The organism is Streptomyces sp. NPDC060205, assembly GCF_042728395.1.
In the GTDB taxonomy this organism is placed as follows: domain Bacteria; phylum Actinomycetota; class Actinomycetes; order Streptomycetales; family Streptomycetaceae; genus Streptomyces.
The window spans coordinates 1-22311 of record NZ_JBHWZP010000153.1 but is presented as its reverse complement, the minus strand read 5'-3'; the positions used below and the strand labels follow the sequence as shown (position 1 = coordinate 22311).

Genomic DNA, 22311 nt, shown 5'->3' with positions numbered 1-22311 from the left:
GGGGCGCGGGGAACGGCGCGACAAGCCCCCACCGAACCGGCACACACCCCCAACCCGCGGCCCCACCCCCGCAAGGGGCGCGGGGAACGGCGCGACAAACCCCCACGCACCCGCGCTCAAACAGCCGGCGACCTCAGTCGCCAAGACCCGCGAGGTCCCGCAGCCGCCGCCCCTGAGCCCCCCGCTCAGCGACCCGCTGCTCCTCGTACGTACGCCCCGACGCCCCCTGAAGCAGCACCTTGGTCTCGACAAGGGCGTCCCGCGGCGCAGCCAGCAGCGCCGCGGCCAGCTCGCTCACCGTGTCGTCGAGCTGATCGACGGGCACGGCGATGTTCGCGAGTCCGGACCGCTGCGCCTCCTCCGCCTGCACGAACCGCCCCGTCGCGCAGATCTCCAGCGCACGGGCGTAGCCGACGAGCCCCACCAGCGGATGCGTACCCGTGAGGTCGGGGACGAGGCCGAGGCTGGTCTCGCGCATGGCGAACTGCACGTCGTCGGCGACGACGCGCAGGTCACAGGCGAGCGCGAGCTGGAAGCCCGCGCCGATGGCGTGTCCCTGCACGGCGGCGATGGACACGATGTCGCTCCGCCGCCACCAGGTGAACCCGTCCTGGTACCCGGCGATGGCCGCGTCGAGTTCGGCGTCGGAACCGCGTGCGAGATCGATGAAGGACGGCTCGCCGTCGAAGCCCTCGGGCGTGAACGCCTGCCGGTCGAGCCCCGCGGAGAAGGACTTGCCTTCGGCGCGCAGCACGACGACCCGGACGGTGCCCGGCAGCAGCCGGCCGGCCTCGGCCAGCGCCCGCCACAGAGCGGGGCTCTGCGCGTTGCGCTTGGCCGGGTTGGTCAGCGTCACCGTGGCGATCGCGTCGTCGACGGTGAGCCGTACGCCGTCCTTGTCGAGCAGCGAGTCGAGCGAAGCCATGAGGGCGCCTCCGATGGGTGCGGTCAGCGGGGGTGCCGTACGGGCACACCCTTAAGTGACTGCACAGTAACCACCCGGGCGGTCAAGGGACCGACCGGGTGGCCACCATCGGAGAACGAGGAGCCGTCCGGCGTCAGGCCGACGCGGACTTCTTGCCCCGCGTCGCTCCGCCACGCCCACGGAGCGTGACGCCCGACTCACTCAGCATCCGGTGCACGAAGCCATACGAGCGGCCGGTCTCCTCGGCCAGTGCCCGAATGCTCGCACCGGAGTCGTACTTCTTCTTCAGGTCTGCCGCGAGCTTGTCGCGCGCGGCGCCGGTTACCCGGCTGCCCTTCTTCAGAGTCTCGGCCACCCGTGCCTCCTCAGCGGAAGTGCGCTCTGGACTTCTCATGATCACCCCTCATGAGCGTCCTGGCCACCCATTCGGCAAGGTCGATGGGACGAGCTTGCGGTGTGGAAGCCCGTCACCATGAGCGGAATTCCGCATTCCATCGGCTTCCCGTCCGGGCCGCCGAATGAATTCACGGAAGAAGGTCCAGGTCAGCGGCGCGCGACGGCCGGGCCTTCGGTGACGAAGGGCCCGGCCGGGAAATGCGTGTAGGACACACCTCGGTACGAGGAGATCTCACTCAGATGATGGATCACGGCTCGGCCGAATGATCCATACGAAGTGGATCAGCGAGTTGATCAGTTAAACGATCAAATACCTCGTGCCGCTCAGGCGAGGGCGACCAGGTCCGCGTAGTCGGCACCCCACAGGTCCTCGACGCCGTCGGGCAGCAGGATGATCCGTTCCGGCTGGAGCGCCTGGACGGCCCCCTCGTCGTGGGTGACGAGGACGACGGCGCCCTTGTACGTGCGCAGCGCGCCGAGGATCTCCTCGCGGCTCGCGGGGTCGAGGTTGTTCGTCGGCTCGTCGAGGAGCAGGACGTTCGCGGACGACACCACGAGGGTGGCGAGCGCCAGACGGGTCTTCTCTCCGCCGGAGAGGACGGAGGCGGGCTTGTCGACGTCGTCCCCGGAGAACAGGAACGAGCCGAGCGTCTTGCGGACCTGGACGAGGTCGAGGTCGGGGGCCGCGGAGCGCATGTTCTCCAGGACCGTGCGCTGCGGGTCGAGGGTCTCGTGCTCCTGCGCGTAGTAGCCGAGCTTGAGGCCGTGGCCCTCGATGACCTCGCCGGTGTCGGGCTTCTCCGCGCCGCCGAGGAGGCGCAGCAGGGTCGTCTTGCCGGCGCCGTTCAGGCCGAGGATGACGACGCGGGAGCCCTTGTCGATGGCGAGGTTGACGTCGGTGAAGATCTCCAGGGAGCCGTACGACTTGGACAGGCCCTCCGCCATCAGCGGGGTCTTGCCGCAGGGCGAGGGGTCGGGGAAGCGCAGCTTGGCGACCTTGTCGGACTTCCGCTCCGCCTCCAGGCCCGCGAGGAGCTTGTCGGCCCGCTTGGCCATGTTCTGCGCGGCGACGGTCTTGGTGGCCTTGGCGCGCATCTTGTCGGCCTGCGAGTGCAGGGCGGTGGCCTTCTTCTCGGCGTTCTGCCGCTCGCGCTTGCGGCGCTTCTCGTCGGCCTCGCGCTGCTGCTGGTAGAGCTTCCAGCCCATGTTGTAGACGTCGATCTGGGCGCGGTTGGCGTCGAGGTAGAACACCTTGTTGACGACCGTCTCGACGAGGTCGACGTCGTGGGAGATCACGATGAAGCCGCCGCGGTACGTCTTGAGGTAGTCGCGCAGCCAGACGATGGAGTCGGCGTCGAGGTGGTTCGTGGGCTCGTCGAGGAGCAGGGTGTCCGCGTCCGAGAAGAGGATGCGGGCCAGCTCGATACGGCGGCGCTGACCGCCGGAGAGCGTATGGAGGGGCTGGCCGAGCACCCGGTCGGGGAGGTTGAGCGCGGCGGCGATGGTGGCGGCCTCGGCCTCGGCGGCGTACCCGCCCTTGGTGAGGAACTCCGTCTCCTGGCGCTCGTACTGCCGCATGGCCTTCTCGCGGGTGGCGCCCGAGCCGTTCGCGATGCGCTGTTCGTTCTCGCGCATCTTGCGGATCAGGGTGTCCAGGCCGCGCGCGGACAGGACGCGGTCGCCGGCCAGCATGTCGAGGTCGCCGGTGCGCGGGTCCTGCGGGAGGTAGCCGACCTCTCCGGAGCGGGCGACGGTGCCCGCGGCGGGGGTGCCCTCACCTGCGAGGACCTTGGTGAGCGTGGTCTTGCCCGCGCCGTTGCGGCCGACCAGGCCGATGCGGTCGCCCTTGGTGATGCGGAAGGTGGCGGACTCGATGAGCATGCGGGCGCCGGCACGCAGTTCGATACCGGAAGCGGAAATCACGGACAGACTCCTGGGCAGGGTGGTTGACGGGGCGGGCGGCTGAGGGCGTTCACGCCGTCTAATGCACGAGGAGAATGGCCATGGGCCAAGTCTAACGGGGCGATGCAACCACTTTTTCTGTGTGCGGGTGTTCGGGGGTGTGACGCTCATTGCCCCGTGGCGGGCCGTGCCGCGCCCTCTTTCGTCCCCCGTTCGGTCCGCCGCCCGGCGCCGCGCCGCGGGGAGCGGGCGAGGATGGCGCCGGGGGGAACGACATCCGCGGAGGGTGGAGCGCCCATGCAGTTCGACGACGACGCCGGCCTGGACACCTCCGAGGTGCAGGACGTGCGCGGCAGCCGGATCCCCGGCGGCAGGGCCACCGTGGGCGGTGGCGTCGCCGGTCTGATCGCCCTCCTGCTGGGCCTGTTCCTCGGTGTCGGGCCGGACCAGCTGGGCCTGTCCTCCGGGGACGAGGAACCCGACGCGAGCGCCTCGTCCCTCGCCCAGGTCCAGCAGACCTGCCGTACCGGACGGGACGCGAACACCAAGGACGACTGCCGCATCGTGGCGGTGGTCAACAGCGTCCAGGACTTCTGGGCCCATGAGTTCGAGCGCCGCGGCGGTACGTACACGCGGTCGCCGACCGTCTTCTTCAGCGACCGGGTCGGTACGGCCTGCGGGACGGCGACCTCGGCGGTCGGGCCCTTCTACTGCCCGGGTGACCGCAAGGTCTATCTGGACCTGGGCTTCTTCGAGGAGCTGCGGACCAAGTTCGGCTCCAGCGGCGGGCCCTTCGCGCAGGCGTACGTGGTGGCGCACGAGTACGGGCACCACGTGCAGGACCTGATGGGCACCCTGGGCCGTTCCCAGGACGGGCGTACCGGCGCGAACAGCAACGCGGTACGGGTCGAGCTGCAGGCCGACTGCTACGCGGGTGTGTGGGCGCACCACGCGACGACCACGAAGGACGAGTCGACGGGCCGGCCGCTGATCACCAGCCTCACGCAGGCCGACATCAGCGACGGAATGGACGCGGCGGCGGCCGTGGGCGACGACCGGATCCAGGAACGGTTCCAGGGTCGGGTGACACCGGAGTCCTGGACGCACGGGTCGGCCGCGCAGCGGCAGCAGTGGTTCCAGCAGGGCTACCGCACCGGTGACATGGGCCGCTGCGACACCTTCCGCTGAGTACTCGGGGGGCGTTCCCGGCCACGCGTCTGGCGTTCGCGGGGCGTTCGCCGGTCGTTCGCGGGGCGTTGTCAGTGCCGGGTGCCAGACTGTGGGGCAGGTCACATTCAGGTGCTGTCCCAGCGGTGGGGCAGGACAGCGGGGACCGGAAGGAGTGATCGGCATGGCCGGTACGGACAGCGGGCGCCCGAGCATCTGCCCGACGCTGCTGTACGCGGACGCGAAATCCGCGATCAGGCAGCTCTCGGAGGCCTTCGGCTTCACCGAGGCGTCGGTGTACGAGGACGAGGAGGGCAAGGTGGTGCACGCCGAGCTGGTGCAGGGCAACGGCGCGGTGATGCTGGGTTCCAAGGGCACCGGCAGCCGCTTCGACGAGGCCATGAAGAGCGCGGGCCCCACCGGGGTGTACGTCGTCGTGGACGACGTGGACGCACACCACCAGCGGGCCGTGGACCACGGGGCGGAGATCCTGATGCCCCCGACGGACCAGGACTACGGCTCACGGGACTACATGGCCCGGGACGTCGAGGGCAACATCTGGAGCTTCGGCACGTACGCCCCGGAGACGAGGGTCTGAGCCGGCCCCCAGCCCCCGGCGCCCTAGTGGGGACGCGGGAACTGCGCGCCCGGCCCCCACGCACCCGCAGACAACGAACCGGCCTCCGGCGGGGCGCCTAGTGCTCCCCGGTGTGCACTTGGAAGGCCGCACGGCGCACGGCCTTCGCCAGCGCGGGGTCGGGGTGCGCGGCCGCGAGCGCGACCAGCACCTGCACGGTGCGGGGATGCCCGACGGCGCGCACCTCGGCGAGGAGCGCCGGCACCGTCGGCTGCACCGCGGACTCCAGGTGCCGTACGAGGAGCGGGGCCTCGCCGTGGTCGGCGACGGCCGCGGCGGTGTCCACCCACAGCCAGGTGGCCTCCTCGCGGGTGAGCACCAGGTGGGCGTCCTCGGGGTCGTGTCCGTCGTGCTCGGCGAGCCACAGCAGGGCGTACGGGCGCAGGGGGGTCTCGTCGGCCACCGCGCGGACGTCCGGCTCGGCGGGGGCGCCGACCACGCGCAGGGCTTCGAAGGCCAGCCCGCGCGACAGGGCGTCCTCACCGCGGGCGGCGGCGAGGAGCTCGGTGACGGCGCTGCCGACGGGGCGGGCGGCGAGCCAGGCGCGGTACTCGGCACGGGCCGCGTTGGGTCTGAGCTGGGCGCAGCCGCGGAGCATGTCCTCGGCGCCCTGCTCGATGTTCCCGGCGGGGCTCTGCGCGGCCACGCAGATCTGCTCCAGCTTGACCCACACCGCCCAGCTGCCGAGCGGGGTGAGCGTGGCCTGGCCGTCGGCGCAGGTGAGGGCGCCGACGGCGGCCAGGGCGTGCAGCGCCCAGTCGAGCAGGGGGGCGAGCGGGGTGTCCTCGGCCGGGCTCTCCGAGCTGTCGACGGGCTCGGGCTGCGGGCCGTACGGGATCTCGCAGCGCTCGGTGCGTAGTTCCGTGACGCGCTGCTCCAGCAGGTCGAGGAGTTGCGGGACGGGGACGGGGCCGGCGGACAGCTGGAGGAAGGAGAGGACCTGCGGCATCGCGGAGACGACCTCGGCGACGGTGGAGGGCTCGTGTTCGTCGGGGCCGGGGTGGGCGATCGACCAGGCGTCGAAGAAGGCGACCCAGCCGCGCAGTACGGCGCTGTCGTCGCGGTTCCAGGCGCGCAGGCGCCAGCCGGGGCGCGCGGTGTCACCGTGCACCTCGATCAGGCCGGCGAGCCGTGCGATGTCCCAGTCGGCCCGTACTTGATCCGGGGTCAGGGACAGACTGGTGGCGGCTTGTTGCGCGATCGCGTCGGAGAGTGTGCCTTTTCCTCCGGAGTCGCCGTTCGCCGCCGCATCGCTGTCGGAGGCCGTGCCGTCCCGGTCCCGGCGGGGACCGGGAGCGGGGCCCAGGGTGGCGTCGGCCCAGTGGGCGACCCGGGCCGCGCCGGCGAGCACGGCGCGCGCCATGCGGGCGAGTTCCGCCGGTGCCGGTGTGCCCTCCGGTGGGCGGGGGGCAGGTCGGCGGGCGGGCCTCTGGGTCATCGCTCGGGGGGCGGCGGCCAGGGTTCGCGGGCGGACGAGTCGGAGCCTGGAGTCGCGCGGGATACGGGACGTCACGGGGGCAGTCTTCCGGTTGACGGTCCGAAAACCCAAACGGAATGCCACAGGAGGCCACACAGGCGGGCCGCGCACCGGTCCCGGCAGGGGATGTGAGTGGATTTCGGCCACTGGTAGACGGTTAAACGGAAGCTTCGCGACCCCGGGCCGGAGGGTGGCTACATCAGTGGGGTGAGGAAGCGGCGGAGGGCCTCTTCGTAACCGGCCGGGTCGGCGTTCCACATGGCGCCGTGCGGGGCGTCGTGGACCGTGTGCAGGGTGACGAGGTCGGGGCGGCGGTCCGCGAGGCGGCGCGAGAGTCCCCAGGGGGCGACGGTGTCGTCGGGGCCGTGCAGGACGAGCGTGGGCACCGTGAGCCGTACCGGGCCGGCGGAGCCCTCGACACGGGCGCTGCCCAGGCCCGTGCGGCCCTGGGCGGCGCGGACGGCCAGCGGCAGCAGGGCGCCGGGGGTGCGGCGGGCGGTGGCGAGGGCGCGCAGGGTGGCCTCCCAGTCGAGGACCGGGGAGTCCAGGACGAGCCCGGAGATCCGCTCGCGCAGCGCGGAGTGCTCGGCGGCGCGCAGCGCCATGGTGGCGCCGGTCGACCAGCCGTGCAGGACGACCCGTTCGGCGCCGTAGCGCACGGCGAAGCGGATGGCGGCGTCCAGGTCGCGCCACTCGGTCTCGCCGAGATGGTTCAGGCCGTCCGGGGGCCGCGGTGCGCCGGCGTCCCCGCGGTAGGCGAGGCCGAGGACGGGGAACTGCTGGTGGTGCAGGAACTCCAGGACGTTCATGGGGTGTTCGCGGGTGGTGCCGAGGCCGTGCACGGTGATCACCCAGGTGTCCCGGGCGGCGGGCACGAACCAGGCGGGCAGGGTGCCCAGCTCGCCGGGGACGTCCACGTCGGTGAAGGGCAGGCCGAGGGCGGTGCCCGGGTCGCCGACGTGCACGCCGGGGGTGAACCGCACCTTGTCGCCGGGTTCCAGCGTGCCGTGGGTGACGCGCTCCAGACGGCGTACCACCGTGTCGGCGGTGTGCGCTGCCCCGGCCAGGAGCGGGCCGACGACGGCGTGGCTGTCGTGGCCGGTCAGGCCGTACACGCCCGGGCGCCGGGAGGCGAGGGCACGGGTCAGGGCGATCTGGCCCGCGGCCGTGGCGTGCACGGTCAGTCGGGGCTCGGTGGGCAGCGGCCGGCCCGGCGTCGCCTTGAGCGCGGCGTCGCTGGCGAAGCGGCCGGCGGCGATTCCGGCCGCGCCGGCCACGGCCACGGTGAGGGCGGTGGTCAGGGCTGCCGTCGTCGGCTTCACGGTACGCACGGGTCCAGTCTCCTGATCGAGCCCGCTGTCGGCCAGTGGACGGGCGGCACGGGTGAGTCCCGTACCGGCGGGGAAGAGCGTGTCAGGGCTGGCCGTACCCCTTGAGCCGCTCGCCCGCGGACGCCACCTGTTCCTCGGTCAGCAGGGTGGGCGTGCGGCCGGGGACGGACGACGCCGTGAGCCACACGCGGCACATCCATTCGAGCTGGGCGGTGCGGTCGTAGGCCTGGTCGAGGGTGGCGCCGTAGGCGAGGGTGCCGTGGTTCTGCAGGAGGCAGGCCGTGCGGTCCCGCAGGGCCCTGAGCATGTTCTCAGCCAACTTCTCCGTGCCGTAGGTGGCGTAGCGCGCGACCCGGACGGGCCCGCCGAGGGCGGCGGACATGTAGTGGACGAGGGGCAGCTCGGTGACGAGCGTCGAGACGGCCGTGGCGTGCACGGCGTGGGTGTGCACGACGGCGCGCGCGTCCGTGGAGCGGTAGACGGCCAGATGCATGGGCAGTTCGCTGGTCGGAACGAGTGAACCGAGCACGCGCCGCCCGTCCAGGGACACCCCGCAGACGTGCTCGGGCGTCAGCCGGTCGTACGGCACCCCGGTCGGCGTGACCAGGACGGTGTCGCCCACGCGCACGGAGACGTTGCCCGAGGTGCCGACGACCAGGCCGTCGGACACCGTTCGGCGGGCCGTGGCCACGAGGTCGCGCCAGGCGCGCTCCAGCGCCTTTCCGGGCCGGCGCGCGGCCGTCTCCCCGGTGTCCCGTCCGTCTCCTGCGTCCCGCCGCTGCTCAGCCATGCCGTGATCCTGCCAGCCGCCCGGCCCCGCCCGGTCCCGCCCGGTCCCTGCTCCGTTCGGGCGAGGGCACTGTAGGCCGGAACCCGAACGTCCGAAAGGTAATAACAGGTATTAATCGACCGCCGGAGCAAATGACCGGCTCGCGACGAACCGCGAGGGATCTTCCAGTAATCTCTGGAAGATTTTTCACGATTGTCGCCATTCCGGGGGGAAACATGGCCAGTGATCGCACATCGTCCCGTCAGCGCGCCCGTCTCGTCGCCGCCTCCGTGGCGACGCTGGCGCTCGGGGGCACCGCACTCGTCGAGGTGCCGGCCACGGCCGCCGGCAAGCCCAAGGGGCACGACGTCTCCTCGCACCAGAAGAACGTGAACTGGTCGAGCGCGAAGAGCAAAGGCGCGAAATTCGTCTACGTGAAGGCCACCGAGTCGCACACGTACCGCAACCCGTACTTCGCCCAGCAGTACGACGGCGCGCGCGACGCCGGCATCATCCGCGGCGCGTACCACTTCGCGCTGCCGCAGAAGTCGTCGGGCACCAAGCAGGCCGCGTACTTCCTGCGCAACGGCGGCGGCTGGCGGGCGGACGGCTGGACGCTGCCGCCCGCGCTCGACATCGAGTACAACCCGTACGACAAGAAGAAGAAGTGCTACGGGCTGAGCAAGAGCGGGATGGTCGGCTGGATCAGGGCCTTCAGCAACGAGGTGAAGCGGCAGACCGGCCGCCGGCCCGTCATCTACACCAACTACACCTGGTGGAAGACGTGCACGGGCAACAGCGCCGCGTTCGCCTCGAACCATCCGCTGTGGCTGGCCCGCTACAGCGCGAGCGCGGGGTCGCTGCCCGCGGGCTGGAACTTCTGGACGTTCTGGCAGTACGACAACAAGGGCGGCCTCCCGGGTGACCAGAATCTCTTCAACGGTTCGCTCTCCCAGCTGAAGACCTTCGCCAGGGGGTGAGCCGGGTAGCGGACCCCTGGATTCCGCCTCTGTTCGAGGACTTTCCAGAACTTTCGAGAGCTGTCGCCGCCACTTCGACACAAGCGGAGGGGCGGCACCTCGATTGGGTCACCCCATCGTCCGACTCAGTTCATCTTCCGTTCACCCAGGTTGCTTACGGTCCCCGTGCCACTGTCGTCCAACAGAAGCCTGGGTAAATGGAACACATCACGCTCCTCCTCGGAATCGTGATCGTTACCGCTCTCGTGTTCGATTTCACGAACGGTTTCCACGACACTGCCAACGCGATGGCGACGACCATCTCGACCGGCGCTCTCAAGCCCAAGACGGCGGTGGCCATGTCCGCCGTGCTGAATCTCGTCGGTGCGTTCCTCTCCGTGGAGGTCGCCAAGACGATCTCCGGAGGCCTCATCAACGAAGAGGGCATCCGCACCGAAGTGATCTTCGCGGCGCTCGTCGGCGCCATCCTCTGGAATCTGCTGACCTGGCTCCTGGGTCTGCCCTCCAGTTCGTCCCACGCGCTCTTCGGCGGCCTGATCGGCGCCGCGGTGATGTCGGCGGGCTGGTCCTCGGTGAACGGCTCGACCGTGATCACCAAGGTCCTCCTCCCCGCGGTGGCCGCCCCCGTGGTGGCCGGACTCGCCGCGATGCTCGCCACCCGGCTGACGTACCGGATCAGCAGGCAGGCCGGTGAGAAGGCGACCTCCAAGGGCTACCGCGCGGGTCAGATCACCTCGGCGGGCCTGGTCTCCCTGGCCCACGGCACGAACGACGCGCAGAAGACCATGGGCATCATCACCCTGGCCCTGGTCACCGGCGGAGTGATCGCGCCCGGCTCGAACCCTCCCCTGTGGGTCATCGTCTCGGCCGGTATCGCCATCGCGCTCGGCACCTACCTGGGCGGCTGGCGCATCATCCGCACCATGGGCAAGGGCCTCACCGACCTCGCGCCGCCGCAGGGCTTCGCCGCCCAGACCAGCGCCGCGACGGTCATCCTGGCCTCCTCGCACCTCGGCTTCTCCCTCTCGACCACGCAGTCCTGCTCCGGCGCCGTGATGGGTTCGGGCCTGGGCCGCAAGGGCGGTGTCGTCCGCTGGTCGACCGCGACCCGCATGTTCGTCGCCTGGGGCCTCACGCTCCCCGCCGCCGGACTGGTCGGCGCGGGCGCCGAGTTCCTGACCAAGCAGGGCACCTGGGGCATCATCCTCACCGGCGCGCTGCTGATCGCAGGCTCCGCGGTCATCTGGACGCTCTCCCGCCGCCAGCCCGTCACCGTCGACAACGTGAACGACGACCACGAGCCCGCGGGCGTCGTGACCACCGCGATCGCCGCCGTCACCCCGCCGCCCGCCGGTCCGGTCGCCGCGGCCGACGACCTCAAGACCACCATCCCGGGCCCGGACGTCGAGCCCGCCCGCCCGGCCACGGTGTAAGGAACGAACCGCATGAAGATCGACTGGGCAGCCCTCGGCTCCGTGTTCGGAGTCAGCCTCATCGCCACCGTCGCCCTCGTGGGCCTCTTCACCCTCGGCATCGTCGGCCTCACCAAGCGCGAGACGGCCGCGGCGCAGGGGGGCTCCGCGACCCTCGCGGTCACCGGCGCGTACGCGTGCTTCGCCGCGTGTGCGGCGGCCGTGGCGTACGGGATCTATCTGATCGTCGCCTGACCGCCCACGGCCGCCGGGCGATACGCCCGGAGTGCCACCGTCCGCCTCCGCCCTGTCGGGGCCGCGTCAGCCGCGGTTTTGGCAGGGCGGTCGCATGTCCGCGCCCGGGGGACGTCGAACGAGTCCCGGCCTGCGCAGCACGGCGGCGAGGGCCCCGGCCGCGGGCAGCACGGCCGCGTACCGCTTCCCGGTCACCAGGTCCCCGATCAGGAACCCGCTGCCCCCTCAGGATCTGTCATCGCATGTCACGCACAGTGATCGCAAGGGTGGGGTGGGAGCGCCTCCGGGGCGGGTGGTTCGGCGTCCGCGGCAGCCGGTCCGCGAGGAGGGCCCGTCGGCCGATGTGGGTCTCGGCACACTCTCCCGTCGCAGGTCAACAGCAAGTTGACGGGTGTTCTCGGACCGTGGTGGACTTCCGAGGCCATGTACGTCGGCAGAAGAGGAAGCCGGTGCGAATCCGGCGCGGTCCCGCCACTGTTACCGGGGAATCGATCTCCCCGGGAGCCAGGAACTCTCGCCGTCGGTCTCGTCGAACCAGGGCGTGGACACCCTGAGTGAGGACATATCGCCATGCGCGCCCACCTGTCGTGGACCAGTGTGCCCGGGCCCGGTACCGGGCTTCCGCCTCGTGCAACGGCGGGCTGAACCGATGCGAGCCGAGCGCGTCTTCGCGTACGGCGCCGCCGCCGGCCTCCTCGGTGACCTGCTGCTCGGCGATCCCCGCCGAGGGCATCCGGTCGCCGCGTTCGGCCGGGCCGCGGGAGCCGTCGAGCGGGCCCTGTGGCACGACCACCGAGGCTGGGGGGCGCTGCACACCGCCGTGTGCGCGGGCGGCGCCGTCGCCCTCGCCGTGCTCGCCGGGCGTTCCGTGCGGACCTCCCCCGTCGCCTCCGTCGCCCTGACCGCCGCCGCCACCTGGGCCGTCGTGGGCGGGACCTCCCTCGGCCGTGAGGCACGGGCCGTCGGCGGGGCGCTGGCCGCCGGGGACATCGAGGTGGCCCGGGAGCGGCTGCCGCATCTGTGCGGGCGCGACCCGCAGGCACTGGACGCCGACGGAATCGCCCGCGCGGTGGTCGAGTCGGTCGCCGAGAACACCTCCGACGCCGTCGTGGGCGCCCTGGTGTGGGGCGCGGTCGCGGGCGTGCCAGGTCTGGTCGGATTCCGGGCCGTCAACACGCTGGACGCCATGGTCGGCCACAAGTCGCCCCGTCACCGTCGGTACGGGTGGGCGTCCGCCCGGCTCGACGACGTGGCGGGGTGGCCCGGGGCCCGGCTGACCGCGGTCCTCGCCGCCGTCGCCGGGGGGAATCCACGCGGGGCCGTCACCGCCTGGCGCGCCGACGCCGCCAGGCATCCGAGCCCCAACGCCGGGCCGGTGGAGGCCTCGTTCGCGGGGGCGCTCGGGGTCCGGCTCGGCGGCACGCTCTCGTACGCGGGACGGGTCGAGCACCGGCCCGTGCTCAACGGGCCGGGTCGGGCCGTGGAGGTCGGGGACATCGAGCGGGCCGTCCGGCTCTCGCGCCGCGTGAGCCTGCTCGCGCTGGGCGCGAGTGTCGCCGGGCGGCTGCTGGCCACGTCGTTGGTGCCGAGGGCGAAGGGGCGTACGTCATGAGCGGGGGAACGGGCGGGAGGCCGGGCGGCCGGCCGGGGGGCGGGCTGCTCGTCGCCGGTACGACCTCCGACGCGGGCAAGAGCGTCGTGACCGCCGGGATCTGCCGGTGGCTGGTGCGGCAGGGTGTGAAGGTGGCGCCGTTCAAGGCGCAGAACATGTCGTTGAACTCGTTCGTCACCCGCGAGGGCGCCGAGATCGGGCGGGCGCAGGCCATGCAGGCGCAGGCGGCCCGGGTGGAGCCCTCCGTGCTCATGAACCCCGTCCTGCTCAAGCCGGGCAGCGACCGCAGTAGCCAGGTCGTCCTGATGGGCAAGCCGGTGGGCGAGCTGAGCGCGCGCGGCTATCACGGCGGACGCCAGGAGGCGCTGCTCGGGACCGTGCTGGACTGTCTGGCCGAGTTGCGGGGCACGTATGACGCGGTGATCTGTGAGGGGGCGGGCAGTCCCGCCGAGATCAATCTGCGGCGCACCGACATCGTGAACATGGGGATCGCGCGCAATGCGCGGCTGCCCGTGCTCGTGGTGGGGGACATCGACCGCGGCGGGGTGTTCGCCTCGTTCTTCGGGACGGTGGCGCTGCTGGCGCGCGAGGACCAGGAGCTGGTCGCCGGGTTCCTCGTCAACAAGTTCCGCGGGGACGTCTCGCTGCTGGAGCCCGGCGTCGACATGCTGCGCGGGCTCACCGGGCGGCACACCTACGGCATCCTGCCCTTCCGGCACGGGCTCGGCATCGACGAGGAGGACGGGCTCCGGGTGTCCCTGCGGGGGGCGGTGCGCGAGTCCGAGGTCTCCTCCCCCGTCGGCGAGGACATCCTGCGGGTCGCCGTCTGCGCGATCCCCCTGATGTCCAACTTCACGGACCTGGACGCCCTGGCCGCCGAACCGGGCGTCGTCGTGCGGTTCGTGGACCGCGCCGAGGAACTCGTCGACGCCGACCTGGTCGTCGTACCCGGCACCCGCGGCACGGTCCGGGCCCTGGAGTGGCTGCGGCGGCGCGGCCTCGCGGACGCCCTGGTGCGCAGGGCCGCCGAGGGGCGCCCGGTGCTGGGCATCTGCGGCGGCTTCCAGCTCCTCGGCGAACACATCGAGGACGAGGTCGAGTCGAGGGCCGGCGCCGTCGACGGCCTCGGACTCCTGCCCGTACGCGTCCGGTTCGCGCGCGAGAAGACCCTGACGCGGCCCGTCGGCGAGGCGCTCGGCGAACCCGTCCAGGGGTACGAGATCCATCACGGGGTCGCCCGGGTCACCGGCGGGGAGGCCTTCCTGGACGGCTGCCGGGTCGGCGAGGTCTGGGGGACGCACTGGCACGGCTCACTGGAGTCGGACGGCTTCCGGCGTGCCTTCCTGCGCGAGGTGGCCGCCGCGGCGGGCCGGCGCTTCGTACCGGCCCCGGACACCTCGTTCGAGGGGCTGCGCGAGGAACAGCTCGACCGGCTGGGCGATCTGATCGAGGAACACGCGGACACGGACGCGCTGTGGCGGCTCATCGAGTCCGGCGCACCGGCCGGACTGCCCTTCATTCCACCGGGAGCGCCCGTATGAGCGTGTGCGAAGGCCGCCTGGACCACGAAGTCCGTATGGGCTATTGGGAGGACGACAACCAGTGAGTACCCCGTTTCCGTTCACGGCCGTGGTCGGTCAGGACGACCTGCGCCTGGCACTGCTGCTGAACGCCGTCTCCCCCGCGGTGGGCGGTGTGCTCGTCCGCGGCGAGAAGGGCACCGCCAAGTCCACGGCCGTACGCGCCCTCTCGGCGCTCATGCCGCAGGTCGACGTCGTCCCCGGCTGCCGTTTCTCCTGCGCGCCACACGCCCCCGATCCGGCCTGCCCGGACGGCCCCCACGAGGTGGGCCCGGGTGTGCCGCGTCCCGCGCGGATGGTCGAACTGCCCGTCGGCGCCTCGGAGGACCGTCTCGTCGGCGCGCTCGACATCGAACGGGCCCTCGCGGAGGGCGTGAAGGCCTTCGAGCCCGGCCTGCTGGCCGACGCCCACCGCGGACTCCTGTACGTGGACGAGGTCAACCTCCTCCACGACCACCTGGTCGACCTGCTGCTCGACGCGGCGGCGATGGGTGCCTCGTACGTGGAGCGCGAGGGCGTCTCCGTACGGCATGCCGCGCGGTTCCTGCTCGTGGGGACCATGAACCCCGAAGAGGGCGAGCTGCGGCCGCAGTTGCTCGACCGGTTCGGGCTGACCGTCGAGGTCGCCGCCTCGCGCGAGCCGGACCAGCGGGTGAAGGTCGTACGGCGGCGGCTCGCGTACGACGACGACCCGGAGGGGTTCGCGGCGCGCTGGTCCGACGAGGAGTCCGCCGTACGGGCGCGGATCGTGGCCGCGCGGGAGCTGCTGCCGTCGGTGCGGCTCGGCGACGGCGCGCTGCGGCAGATCGCCGCGACCTGCGCCGCGTTCGAGGTGGACGGCATGCGGGCCGACATCGTGATGGCCAGGACCGCCACCGCGCTGGCCGCCTGGGCGGGGCGGACCGACGTGCTCGCCGAGGACGTACGGCAGGCCGCGCTCCTCGCGCTGCCGCACCGGCGCCGGCGCAACCCCTTCGACGCGCCCGGCCTCGACGAGGACAAACTCGACGAGACGCTGGAGGAGTTCGCGGGCGACGAGGACGGCCTGGGGGACTCCGATCCCGGCGACTCCGGCGACTCCGGTGATGAGGACCCAGATCCGGACGGTCCCGGTGGGGGTGGCGGGCGGCCTCCGCAGGACGGGCCCGACGACGGCGGTGGCGGTGACAGCCCCGACGGTTCCGGGGAGGTGCCCGCGCAGGGCGAGGCTCCCGCGAACGAGTCCGGGGGCGGCGGGGCGCCGTCCCCCGGTGCGGGCGAGCAGTCCCCCGTACGGGCCGCCGAGCCGTTCCGTACGAAGGTGCTGAGCGTGCCCGGCCTGGGCGAGGGGGCCGCCGGGCGGCGCTCGCGGGCGCGGACCGAGCACGGGCGCACCACCGGGGCGCGCCGGCCGCGCGGGGCGCTCACCAAGCTGCATCTGGCCGCGACCGTGCAGGCCGCGGCACCGCATCAGCGGGCGCGCGGACGGTCCGGGCCCGGTCTCGTCGTACGGCGGGACGATCTGCGGCAGGCCACCCGTGAGGGCCGCGAGGGCAACCTCGTGCTGTTCGTCGTGGACGCGTCCGGGTCGATGGCGGCCCGGCAGCGGATGAGCGCCGTGAAGGGAGCGGTGCTGTCCCTGCTCCTCGACGCCTACCAGCGGCGGGACAAGGTGGGGCTCGTGACCTTCCGCGGTTCCGCGGCCGAGGTGGCGCTGCCGCCCACGTCGTCGGTCGACGCGGCGGCGGTGCGGCTGGAGTCGCTGCCCACCGGCGGGCGTACGCCGCTGGCGGCCGGGCTGCTGCGCGCGCACGACGTGCTGCGGGTGGAGCGGTTGCGGGACCCGGCCCGGCGCGCGCTGGTCGTGCTGGTGACGGACGGGCGGGCGACCGGCGGGCCGGAACCGGTGGCGCTGGCCGGGCGGGCCGCCCGGCTGTTCGCCGCCGAGGGGATCGCGTCCGTCGTCGTCGACTGCGAGTCGGGGCTCGTACGGCTCGGACTCGCGGGGCAGCTCGCGGGCGACCTCGGCGGGACCGCCGTGACGCTCGACGAGCTGCGGGCCGACTCGATCGCCGGCCTGGTCAGGGACGTGCAGGGCAGCAGCCGAGGCAACAGCCAGGGCAACAGCAGGAGGGCCGCGTAATGCCTCAGGGACAGCCGAGTGTCGTACCGGACGACGGACTGACGACGCGTCAGCGACGGAACCGGGCGCTCGTCATGGTGCACACCGGGATGGGCAAGGGAAAGTCCACCGCCGCCTTCGGGCTCGCGCTGCGCGCCTGGAACCAGGGGTGGCCCATCGGGGTGTTCCAGTTCGTCAAGTCCGCGAAGTGGAAGGTCGGCGAGGAGAACGCGCTGCGCGTCCTCGGCGCCAGCGGTGAGGGCGGGTCCGTCGACTGGCACAAGATGGGCGAGGGCTGGTCGTGGGTGCAGCGCGACGCCCAGCAGGACAACGAGGAGAAGGCCCGCGAGGGCTGGGAGCAGGTCAAGCGCGACCTCGCGGCCGAGACGTACAAGCTGTACGTGCTCGACGAGTTCGCCTACCCGATGCACTGGGGCTGGGTCGACGTCGACGAGGTGGTGGAGGTGCTGCGGGGCCGGACCGGGACCCAGCACGTCGTCATCACCGGGCGCAACGCCCCCGAGAAGCTGGTCGGGTTCGCCGATCTGGTGACCGACATGTCCAAGGTGAAGCATCCGATGGACGCCGGTCAGAAGGGGCAGAGGGGCATCGAGTGGTGATGTCCTCCGCCACCGGGCCCGGGTCCGGCTCCGGGTACGGCTCCGGCTCCGGCTCCGGGTACGGCTCCGGATCCGTCCCGCGGCTGGTCGTCGCCGCGCCCGCCTCCGGGAGCGGCAAGACCACCGTGGCGACGGGGCTGATGGCCGCGTTCGCCTCGCGGGGGCTCGCCGTGTCCCCGCACAAGGTGGGGCCGGACTACATCGATCCCGGGTACCACTCGCTCGCCAGCGGGCGCGTGGGGCGCAACCTCGACTCCTACATGTGCGGGCCTGAGTTGATCGCGCCGCTGTTCGCCCATGGCGCGCGCGGCTGCGATCTCGCCGTGGTCGAAGGCGTGATGGGGCTGTTCGACGGGGCCTCCGGGGAAGGGGAGCTGGCCTCCACCGCCCATGTGGCGAAGCTGCTGCGGGCGCCCGTGGTGCTGGTCGTGGACGCGTCCTCGCAGTCCCGGTCGGTGGCCGCGCTCGTGCACGGGTTCGCCTCCTGGGACGCCGGGGTGCGGATCGGCGGGGTGATCCTCAACAAGGTCGCCTCCGACCGGCACGAGGCGTTGCTGCGCGAGGCGATGGACCAGTCCGGGGTGCCGGTGCTGGGTGCTCTGCGGCGGGCCGAGGAGGTGGGGACGCCGTCCCGGCACCTTGGGCTCGTGCCTGTCGCCGAGCGGCGGGCCGAGGCGGTTGCCGCTGTCGCGGCGATGGGGGCGCGGGTGCGGGACGGGTGTGATCTGGAGGCGTTGTTCGCGCTCGCGCGCAGTGCGGGCCCGTTGTCGGGGGTGGCCTGGGATGCGGGTGAGGTGCTGCGTTTCTCGCCCCCGCCGCCCCTTCCCGTTCCCGACCACTCAGGGGGGCTGCGCCCCCTCGCCCCCCATGTCGCGCTTCGCGCTCGTCCTCAAACGCCGGACGGGCTGGGAGGGAAGGCGCCGGACGGGCTGAAAGGTGCCCCGGTCGTCGCCGTTGCCGGGGGGTCTGCCTTCACGTTCTCCTATGCCGAGCAGGGCGAGTTGCTGGCTGCCGCCGGGGCCGAGGTCGTCACGTTCGATCCGTTGCGGGACGAGCAACTGCCGGACGGGACCCGCGGGCTGGTTCTCGGGGGCGGGTTTCCCGAGGTGTTCGGGCCGGAGCTGTCCGCCAACGAGCCGCTGCGCAAGGCCGTCGCCGCGCTCGCCGAGAGCGGGGCGCCGATCGCGGCCGAGTGTGCGGGGCTGCTCTATCTCTCCCGTGAGCTCGACGGGCTGCCGATGTGCGGGGTCATCGACGCCGAGGCCAGGATGGACGCGCGGCTGACGCTCGGGTACCGCGATGCCGTCGCGGTGTCCGACAGTTCGCTGGCCGAGGCGGGCACGCGGATGCGGGGGCACGAGTTCCACCGGACCGTCGTCGAGCCGGGGGCGGGATCCGCCGCCGCCTGGGGGATGCGTACTCCGGTACGGCGGTTGGAGGGCTTCGTGCAGCAGGGCGTGCACGCGAGCTATCTGCACACGCACTGGGCGTCCGCTCCCGGGGTCGCCCGGCGCTTCGTGGAGAGGTGTGCGGAGGGTGCCGGGGATGTTGGGAGTGCCAGAGGTTCCGGGGCATGAGATCGGCTCGGGGGGCGGTCCCTCGTGGCTCACTCCGCGATGCCGACGACCAGCCAGATGAAGGTCACCCCGGCGAGCGTGCACAGCAGGGTGGAGCGGGCCGGGTGGTCATGGTGGGCCTCGGGGAGGATCTCGGCGGCGGCGAGGTAGAGGAGCGCGCCGCCGAAGAAGCCGAGGTATCCCCCGAGCAGATGCCCCGGAATGGTGAACAGCATCGTGGAGGCCGCGCCGAGCACGGGGGCCGCGGCGTCCGCCACGAGCATCGCGACCGCCTTGCGCCGGGCGTTCCCGTACAGGGTCGTGATCGTGTACGTGTTGAAGCCGTCCGCGAAGTCATGGGCGATCACCGCGACCGCCACGGCCGCTCCCATGCCGCCGCCCACCTGGAAGGCCGCGCCGATCGCCACGCCGTCCATGGCGCTGTGGCCGACCATCGCGGCGGCGGCGGTCAGGCCCACCTGGGGCGTCCGCCCGTCGTGTTCGCCGCCCCCGTGCGAGGCCTGGCGCACGGCGAGGAGCCGTTCCACCATGTGGGCGCCGAGGAAACCGGCCACGAACAGCAGCAGCGCGGCCGGGACGCCGAAGATCTCCTCGCCCGCCGCTTCCAGCGCCTCCGGCAGCAGATCCAGGCCGACCACGCCCAGCATCAGGCCGCCGGCCAGGCCGAGTACGAGGTGGCGGCGGTCGGTGACGCGTTGCGCCGTCCAGCCGCCGGCCAGCGTCATGAGGAACGCGCCGAGCGCGACGAACACCGCCATACGCCCTTGCTATCCGATCAACCCGCCTTCACGCACGTTCGCCGCACTCCGGATGCCGACCGGCTTGCACGGCTTTTGGCAGGACCGCCGTCCCTCGTCGTCGGCGTGGGCGCGTCCAGGGGCGTACCGGTCGACGAAATACTCGGGCTGGTCGAGGACGCGCTGCGGGACGCCGGGCTGTCCCCGCGGTCGGTCGTCGAACTCGCCACCGTCGACACGAAGGCGGGCGAACCCGGGATTCTCGGTGCGGCCGAGCGGCTCGGGGTGCCCGTGGTGACGTACAGCGCCGCGGAACTGGCGCGCGTCGACGTGCCGAACCCCTCGGCCGCGCCGCTCGCCGCCGTCGGTACGCCCTCCGTCGCCGAGGCCGCGGCCCTCGCCCGGGGCGGGGAGCTCCTGGTGCCCAAGCGCACGTCCTCCGCGCGCCCGGCGAGAGCGACCTGCGCGGTCGTACGCCGGACCGGGGACGGGCGGTTCCCGGAGGTCGGGCCCCGGGCCGGTGTGGACGCCGGAGCCGGGACCGGGCGGCCGGGGTGCCCGAGATGAGTGGGGGCGGGACGGCGACCCGTGGGGCCCGCGGTCGTAGGGTGGCGCAGCGCGGCCACCGTCGGCAGGAGGAGCCCCAGTGAGCCACCAGACCAGTCGGGCCCGTCAGGCGCCCCGGGCACGTCAGGCACCCGCCGTGCCCTGTCCTGCCCGCGGTCGGCGTCCGCCCTGTCGGCCCTCCCTGTCCCCCCACACCGTTCCGTATCCTCAGGAGACCTCGTGACCACCCCCTCTCCCCCTCCCGCTCCAGCCCTGCTCCTCGCCGGCCATGGCACCCGGGACGATTCCGGAGCCGAGGCGTTCCGCGACTTCGTACGGGAGCTGGGCCGGCGCAACCCCGGCCTGCCCGTGGCGGGCGGTTTCATCGGGCTCTCCCCGCCACCGCTCGCCGACGCGGTGGCGGAACTGGCCGCCCAGGGGGTGCGCCGGTTCGCCGCGGTCCCGCTGACGCTCGTGTCCGGCGGGCCCGCCGAGGGCGACCTCCCGGCCGCGCTCGCCCGAGAGCAGGCACGCCACCCCGGCACCTCGTACGCGTACGGGCGTCCGCTGGGCCCGCACCCCGCGCTGCTCGCCGTGCTGGAGCGGCGGCTCGACGACGCCCTGGGCGGGCCGGTGCGCACGCCCCAGGACCGGGCCGGGGTGACCGTGCTGCTCGTCGGCCGCGGCTCGACCGACCCGGAGGCCAACGCGGAGGTGCACAAGGCGGCGCGGCTGCTGTGGGAGGGGCGCGGTTACGCGGGTGTGGAGACGGCGTTCGTGTCGCTGGCCGCGCCGGACGTGCCGTCGGGCCTGGAACGCTGTGTGCGGCTCGGCGCGCGGCGGATCGTCGTGCTCCCCTACTTCCTGTTCAACGGCACGCTCCCGGAGCGGATCCGGCAGCAGAGCGAGGGGTGGGCGGCGGCGCGCCCGGAGGTCGAGGTGGTCGCCGCCGACGTCATCGGGCCGGAGCCCGAACTGCTCGACCTGGTGATGGAGCGCTACCGGGAGACGCGGCCCGGCGTCGAAGGCCACAGGCCCCACGACAGCGGCCTCCACCGCGGCCATGACCACGCCCACGCTTCCTCTCATGCGTACTGACAGCGACGGGCGGGACGGGAGAGACGGTTCCGCGTCCCGGGGCGCCGGTGGCCGGGGTCCGGGTCCGGGTCAGGGGAATGGCCATGATCTGCGGCATCACGGTGACGCCGAGGTACGCGACGACGGCTCGGCGCTCGTCGACCTCGCGGTGAACGTCCGCGCCGGCACTCCCCCCGACTGGCTGCGCGGCCGTATCGCCGAGTCGCTGGGCGGGCTCGCCGCCTACCCGGACGGGCGGGCCGCGCGGGCGGCGGTGGCCGCACGGCACGGGCTGCCCGTCGAACGAGTGCTGCTCACGGCCGGGGCCGCCGAGGCCTTCGTGCTGCTCGCCCGCACGCTGAAGGTCCGTCACCCTGTCGTCGTGCACCCGCAGTTCACGGAACCGGAGGCGGCGCTGCGGGACGCGGGGCACACGGTGGACCGGGTGCTCCTGCGCCCCGAGGAGGGGTTCCGGCTCGACCCGGCGGCCGTTCCCGAGGACGCGGATCTCGTCGTGATCGGCAACCCGACCAATCCCACGTCCGTGCTCCACCCGGCCGGGCTGATCGCTCAACTCGCCTGTCCCGGGCGGACGTTGGTGGTCGACGAGGCGTTCATGGACGCGGTGCCCGACGAACGGGAGGCGCTCGCGGAGCGGACGGACGTGCCGGGGCTCGTGGTGCTGCGCAGCCTCACGAAGACGTGGGGGCTGGCGGGACTGCGGATCGGGTACGTGCTCGCGGCGCCCGAGACGATCTGTGAACTCGAACGGGGGCAGCCGCTGTGGCCGGTGTCCACGCCCGCCCTGGCCGCGGCCGAGGCCTGTATGACGCCGGAGGCGCTGGCCGAGCAGGCGCGGGCGGCTCTGCGGGTGGCCACGGACCGGGCCCATCTGGTCGCCGGGCTGCAGGAGTTCGCGTCCGACGGGGTGCGGGTGGCGGAGCCGGCGGAGGGGCCGTTCGTCCTCGTGTCACTGCCGGGGGCGGGGGCTGTGCGGGAGCGGTTGCGGCGGCTGGGGTTCGCGGTGCGGCGAGGGGACACGTTTCCTGGCCTTGACGGCACGTGGCTACGACTGGCGGTCCGTGACCGCCCGACGGTCAATCGCTTCTTGCAGGCGCTGGACCAGGCGCTGAGCTTGACCGCCGGGTCCGGGGGCCCGGGCTGAGCGGCGTGGGGCCTGCGGGCCCCTGCGGGGCTTGGGCCGGTGGGC

The 22311-nt window shown here is 72.9% G+C and carries 19 protein-coding genes, 1 pseudogene and 1 riboswitch; of the genes and pseudogenes, 13 read left to right on the top strand and 7 right to left on the bottom strand.

What is annotated here, in order from left to right; genetic code table 11:
- Window positions 1-133: 133 nt before the first annotated feature.
- From ACFWGJ_RS25165 to ACFWGJ_RS25155, 3 genes are all read right to left on the bottom strand, one after another.
- A complete protein-coding gene (locus ACFWGJ_RS25165) occupies window positions 134-925 on the bottom strand; it encodes an enoyl-CoA hydratase/isomerase family protein (RefSeq protein ID WP_387328509.1) in 792 nt (263 codons plus the stop codon).
- Between the two features lie 133 nt (window positions 926-1058).
- Window positions 1059-1280: a helix-turn-helix domain-containing protein gene (locus ACFWGJ_RS25160; RefSeq protein WP_006143370.1), complete on the bottom strand. Its 222-nt coding sequence runs from the start codon at window positions 1278-1280 to the stop codon at window positions 1059-1061.
- 365 nt (window positions 1281-1645) lie between these two features.
- Window positions 1646-3244 carry an ABC-F family ATP-binding cassette domain-containing protein gene (locus tag ACFWGJ_RS25155; protein ID WP_387328505.1) on the bottom strand — a complete coding sequence of 533 codons (1599 nt, stop codon included), beginning with the start codon at window positions 3242-3244 and terminating at the stop codon, window positions 1646-1648.
- 276 nt (window positions 3245-3520) lie between these two features.
- Here ACFWGJ_RS25155 and ACFWGJ_RS25150 point away from each other — a divergent pair, with 276 nt between their 5' ends.
- Together ACFWGJ_RS25150 and ACFWGJ_RS25145 are read left to right on the top strand one after the other, a co-directional pair.
- Window positions 3521-4411, top strand: coding sequence for a neutral zinc metallopeptidase (locus ACFWGJ_RS25150; protein ID WP_381833087.1), 891 nt, complete (start codon window positions 3521-3523; stop codon window positions 4409-4411).
- A gap of 163 nt (window positions 4412-4574) precedes the next feature.
- Complete coding sequence (locus tag ACFWGJ_RS25145; protein WP_381833085.1) at window positions 4575-4988, top strand: VOC family protein; 414 nt, start codon at window positions 4575-4577, stop codon at window positions 4986-4988.
- 97 nt (window positions 4989-5085) lie between these two features.
- On the opposite strand, the gene ACFWGJ_RS25140 is transcribed toward ACFWGJ_RS25145, so the two are convergent.
- From ACFWGJ_RS25140 to ACFWGJ_RS25130, 3 genes are all read right to left on the bottom strand, one after another.
- On the bottom strand, window positions 5086-6540 hold the full coding sequence (locus tag ACFWGJ_RS25140) for a hypothetical protein (RefSeq protein WP_387328503.1): 1455 nt from the start codon (window positions 6538-6540) through the stop codon (window positions 5086-5088).
- A gap of 158 nt (window positions 6541-6698) precedes the next feature.
- A complete protein-coding gene (locus ACFWGJ_RS25135; protein WP_387328500.1) occupies window positions 6699-7835 on the bottom strand; it encodes an alpha/beta hydrolase in 1137 nt (378 codons plus the stop codon).
- A gap of 82 nt (window positions 7836-7917) precedes the next feature.
- On the bottom strand, window positions 7918-8625 hold the full coding sequence (locus ACFWGJ_RS25130; protein ID WP_387328497.1) for a class II aldolase/adducin family protein: 708 nt from the start codon (window positions 8623-8625) through the stop codon (window positions 7918-7920).
- Between the two features lie 215 nt (window positions 8626-8840).
- On the opposite strand from ACFWGJ_RS25130, the gene ACFWGJ_RS25125 reads away from it, so the two are divergent.
- The 8 genes from ACFWGJ_RS25125 to ACFWGJ_RS25090 all read left to right on the top strand — a co-directional run bounded on the left by ACFWGJ_RS25125 (window position 8841) and on the right by ACFWGJ_RS25090 (window position 18741).
- A complete protein-coding gene (locus ACFWGJ_RS25125; protein WP_387328495.1) occupies window positions 8841-9584 on the top strand; it encodes a lysozyme in 744 nt (247 codons plus the stop codon).
- 197 nt (window positions 9585-9781) lie between these two features.
- A complete protein-coding gene (locus tag ACFWGJ_RS25120; RefSeq protein ID WP_387328493.1) occupies window positions 9782-11017 on the top strand; it encodes an anion permease in 1236 nt (411 codons plus the stop codon).
- A 12-nt stretch (window positions 11018-11029) separates the two neighbouring features.
- Window positions 11030-11251 (top strand): hypothetical protein, encoded by a 222-nt coding sequence (locus ACFWGJ_RS25115; protein WP_210883848.1) that lies wholly within the window; start codon window positions 11030-11032, stop codon window positions 11249-11251.
- 380 nt (window positions 11252-11631) lie between these two features.
- Window positions 11632-11786: riboswitch (cobalamin riboswitch) on the top strand.
- A gap of 114 nt (window positions 11787-11900) precedes the next feature.
- Window positions 11901-12863, top strand: a complete 963-nt coding sequence (locus ACFWGJ_RS25110; RefSeq protein ID WP_387328491.1) for a cobalamin biosynthesis protein — start codon at window positions 11901-11903, stop codon at window positions 12861-12863.
- A complete protein-coding gene (locus ACFWGJ_RS25105; protein WP_387328489.1) occupies window positions 12860-14404 on the top strand; it encodes a cobyric acid synthase in 1545 nt (514 codons plus the stop codon). The genes ACFWGJ_RS25110 and ACFWGJ_RS25105 overlap by 4 nt, the downstream gene beginning before the upstream one ends.
- Before the next feature lie 61 nt (window positions 14405-14465).
- A complete protein-coding gene (locus ACFWGJ_RS25100) occupies window positions 14466-16565 on the top strand; it encodes a putative cobaltochelatase (protein ID WP_387328487.1) in 2100 nt (699 codons plus the stop codon).
- Window positions 16565-17164: a cob(I)yrinic acid a,c-diamide adenosyltransferase gene (gene cobO, locus ACFWGJ_RS25095; protein WP_387328485.1), complete on the top strand. Its 600-nt coding sequence runs from the start codon at window positions 16565-16567 to the stop codon at window positions 17162-17164. The genes ACFWGJ_RS25100 and cobO overlap by 1 nt, the downstream gene beginning before the upstream one ends.
- Entirely contained in the window at window positions 17164-18741 is a 1578-nt protein-coding gene (locus tag ACFWGJ_RS25090) for a cobyrinate a,c-diamide synthase (RefSeq protein WP_387328482.1), read from the top strand. The genes cobO and ACFWGJ_RS25090 overlap by 1 nt, the downstream gene beginning before the upstream one ends.
- 29 nt (window positions 18742-18770) lie before the next feature.
- On the opposite strand, the gene ACFWGJ_RS25085 is transcribed toward ACFWGJ_RS25090, so the two are convergent.
- Window positions 18771-19499, bottom strand: coding sequence for a ZIP family metal transporter (locus ACFWGJ_RS25085; RefSeq protein WP_387328479.1), 729 nt, complete (start codon window positions 19497-19499; stop codon window positions 18771-18773).
- A gap of 84 nt (window positions 19500-19583) precedes the next feature.
- Between ACFWGJ_RS25085 and ACFWGJ_RS25080 the strand changes: the two are divergent.
- The 3 genes and pseudogenes from ACFWGJ_RS25080 to cobC all read left to right on the top strand — a co-directional run.
- A pseudogene (locus tag ACFWGJ_RS25080) lies at window positions 19584-19988 on the top strand (cobalamin biosynthesis protein); the annotation flags it as partial.
- A 276-nt stretch (window positions 19989-20264) separates the two neighbouring features.
- Window positions 20265-21122 carry a sirohydrochlorin chelatase gene (locus ACFWGJ_RS25075; protein ID WP_387328477.1) on the top strand — a complete coding sequence of 286 codons (858 nt, stop codon included), beginning with the start codon at window positions 20265-20267 and terminating at the stop codon, window positions 21120-21122.
- A complete protein-coding gene (gene cobC, locus ACFWGJ_RS25070) occupies window positions 21112-22266 on the top strand; it encodes an Rv2231c family pyridoxal phosphate-dependent protein CobC (RefSeq protein ID WP_387328475.1) in 1155 nt (384 codons plus the stop codon). The genes ACFWGJ_RS25075 and cobC overlap by 11 nt, the downstream gene beginning before the upstream one ends.
- Window positions 22267-22311 lie beyond the last annotated feature (45 nt).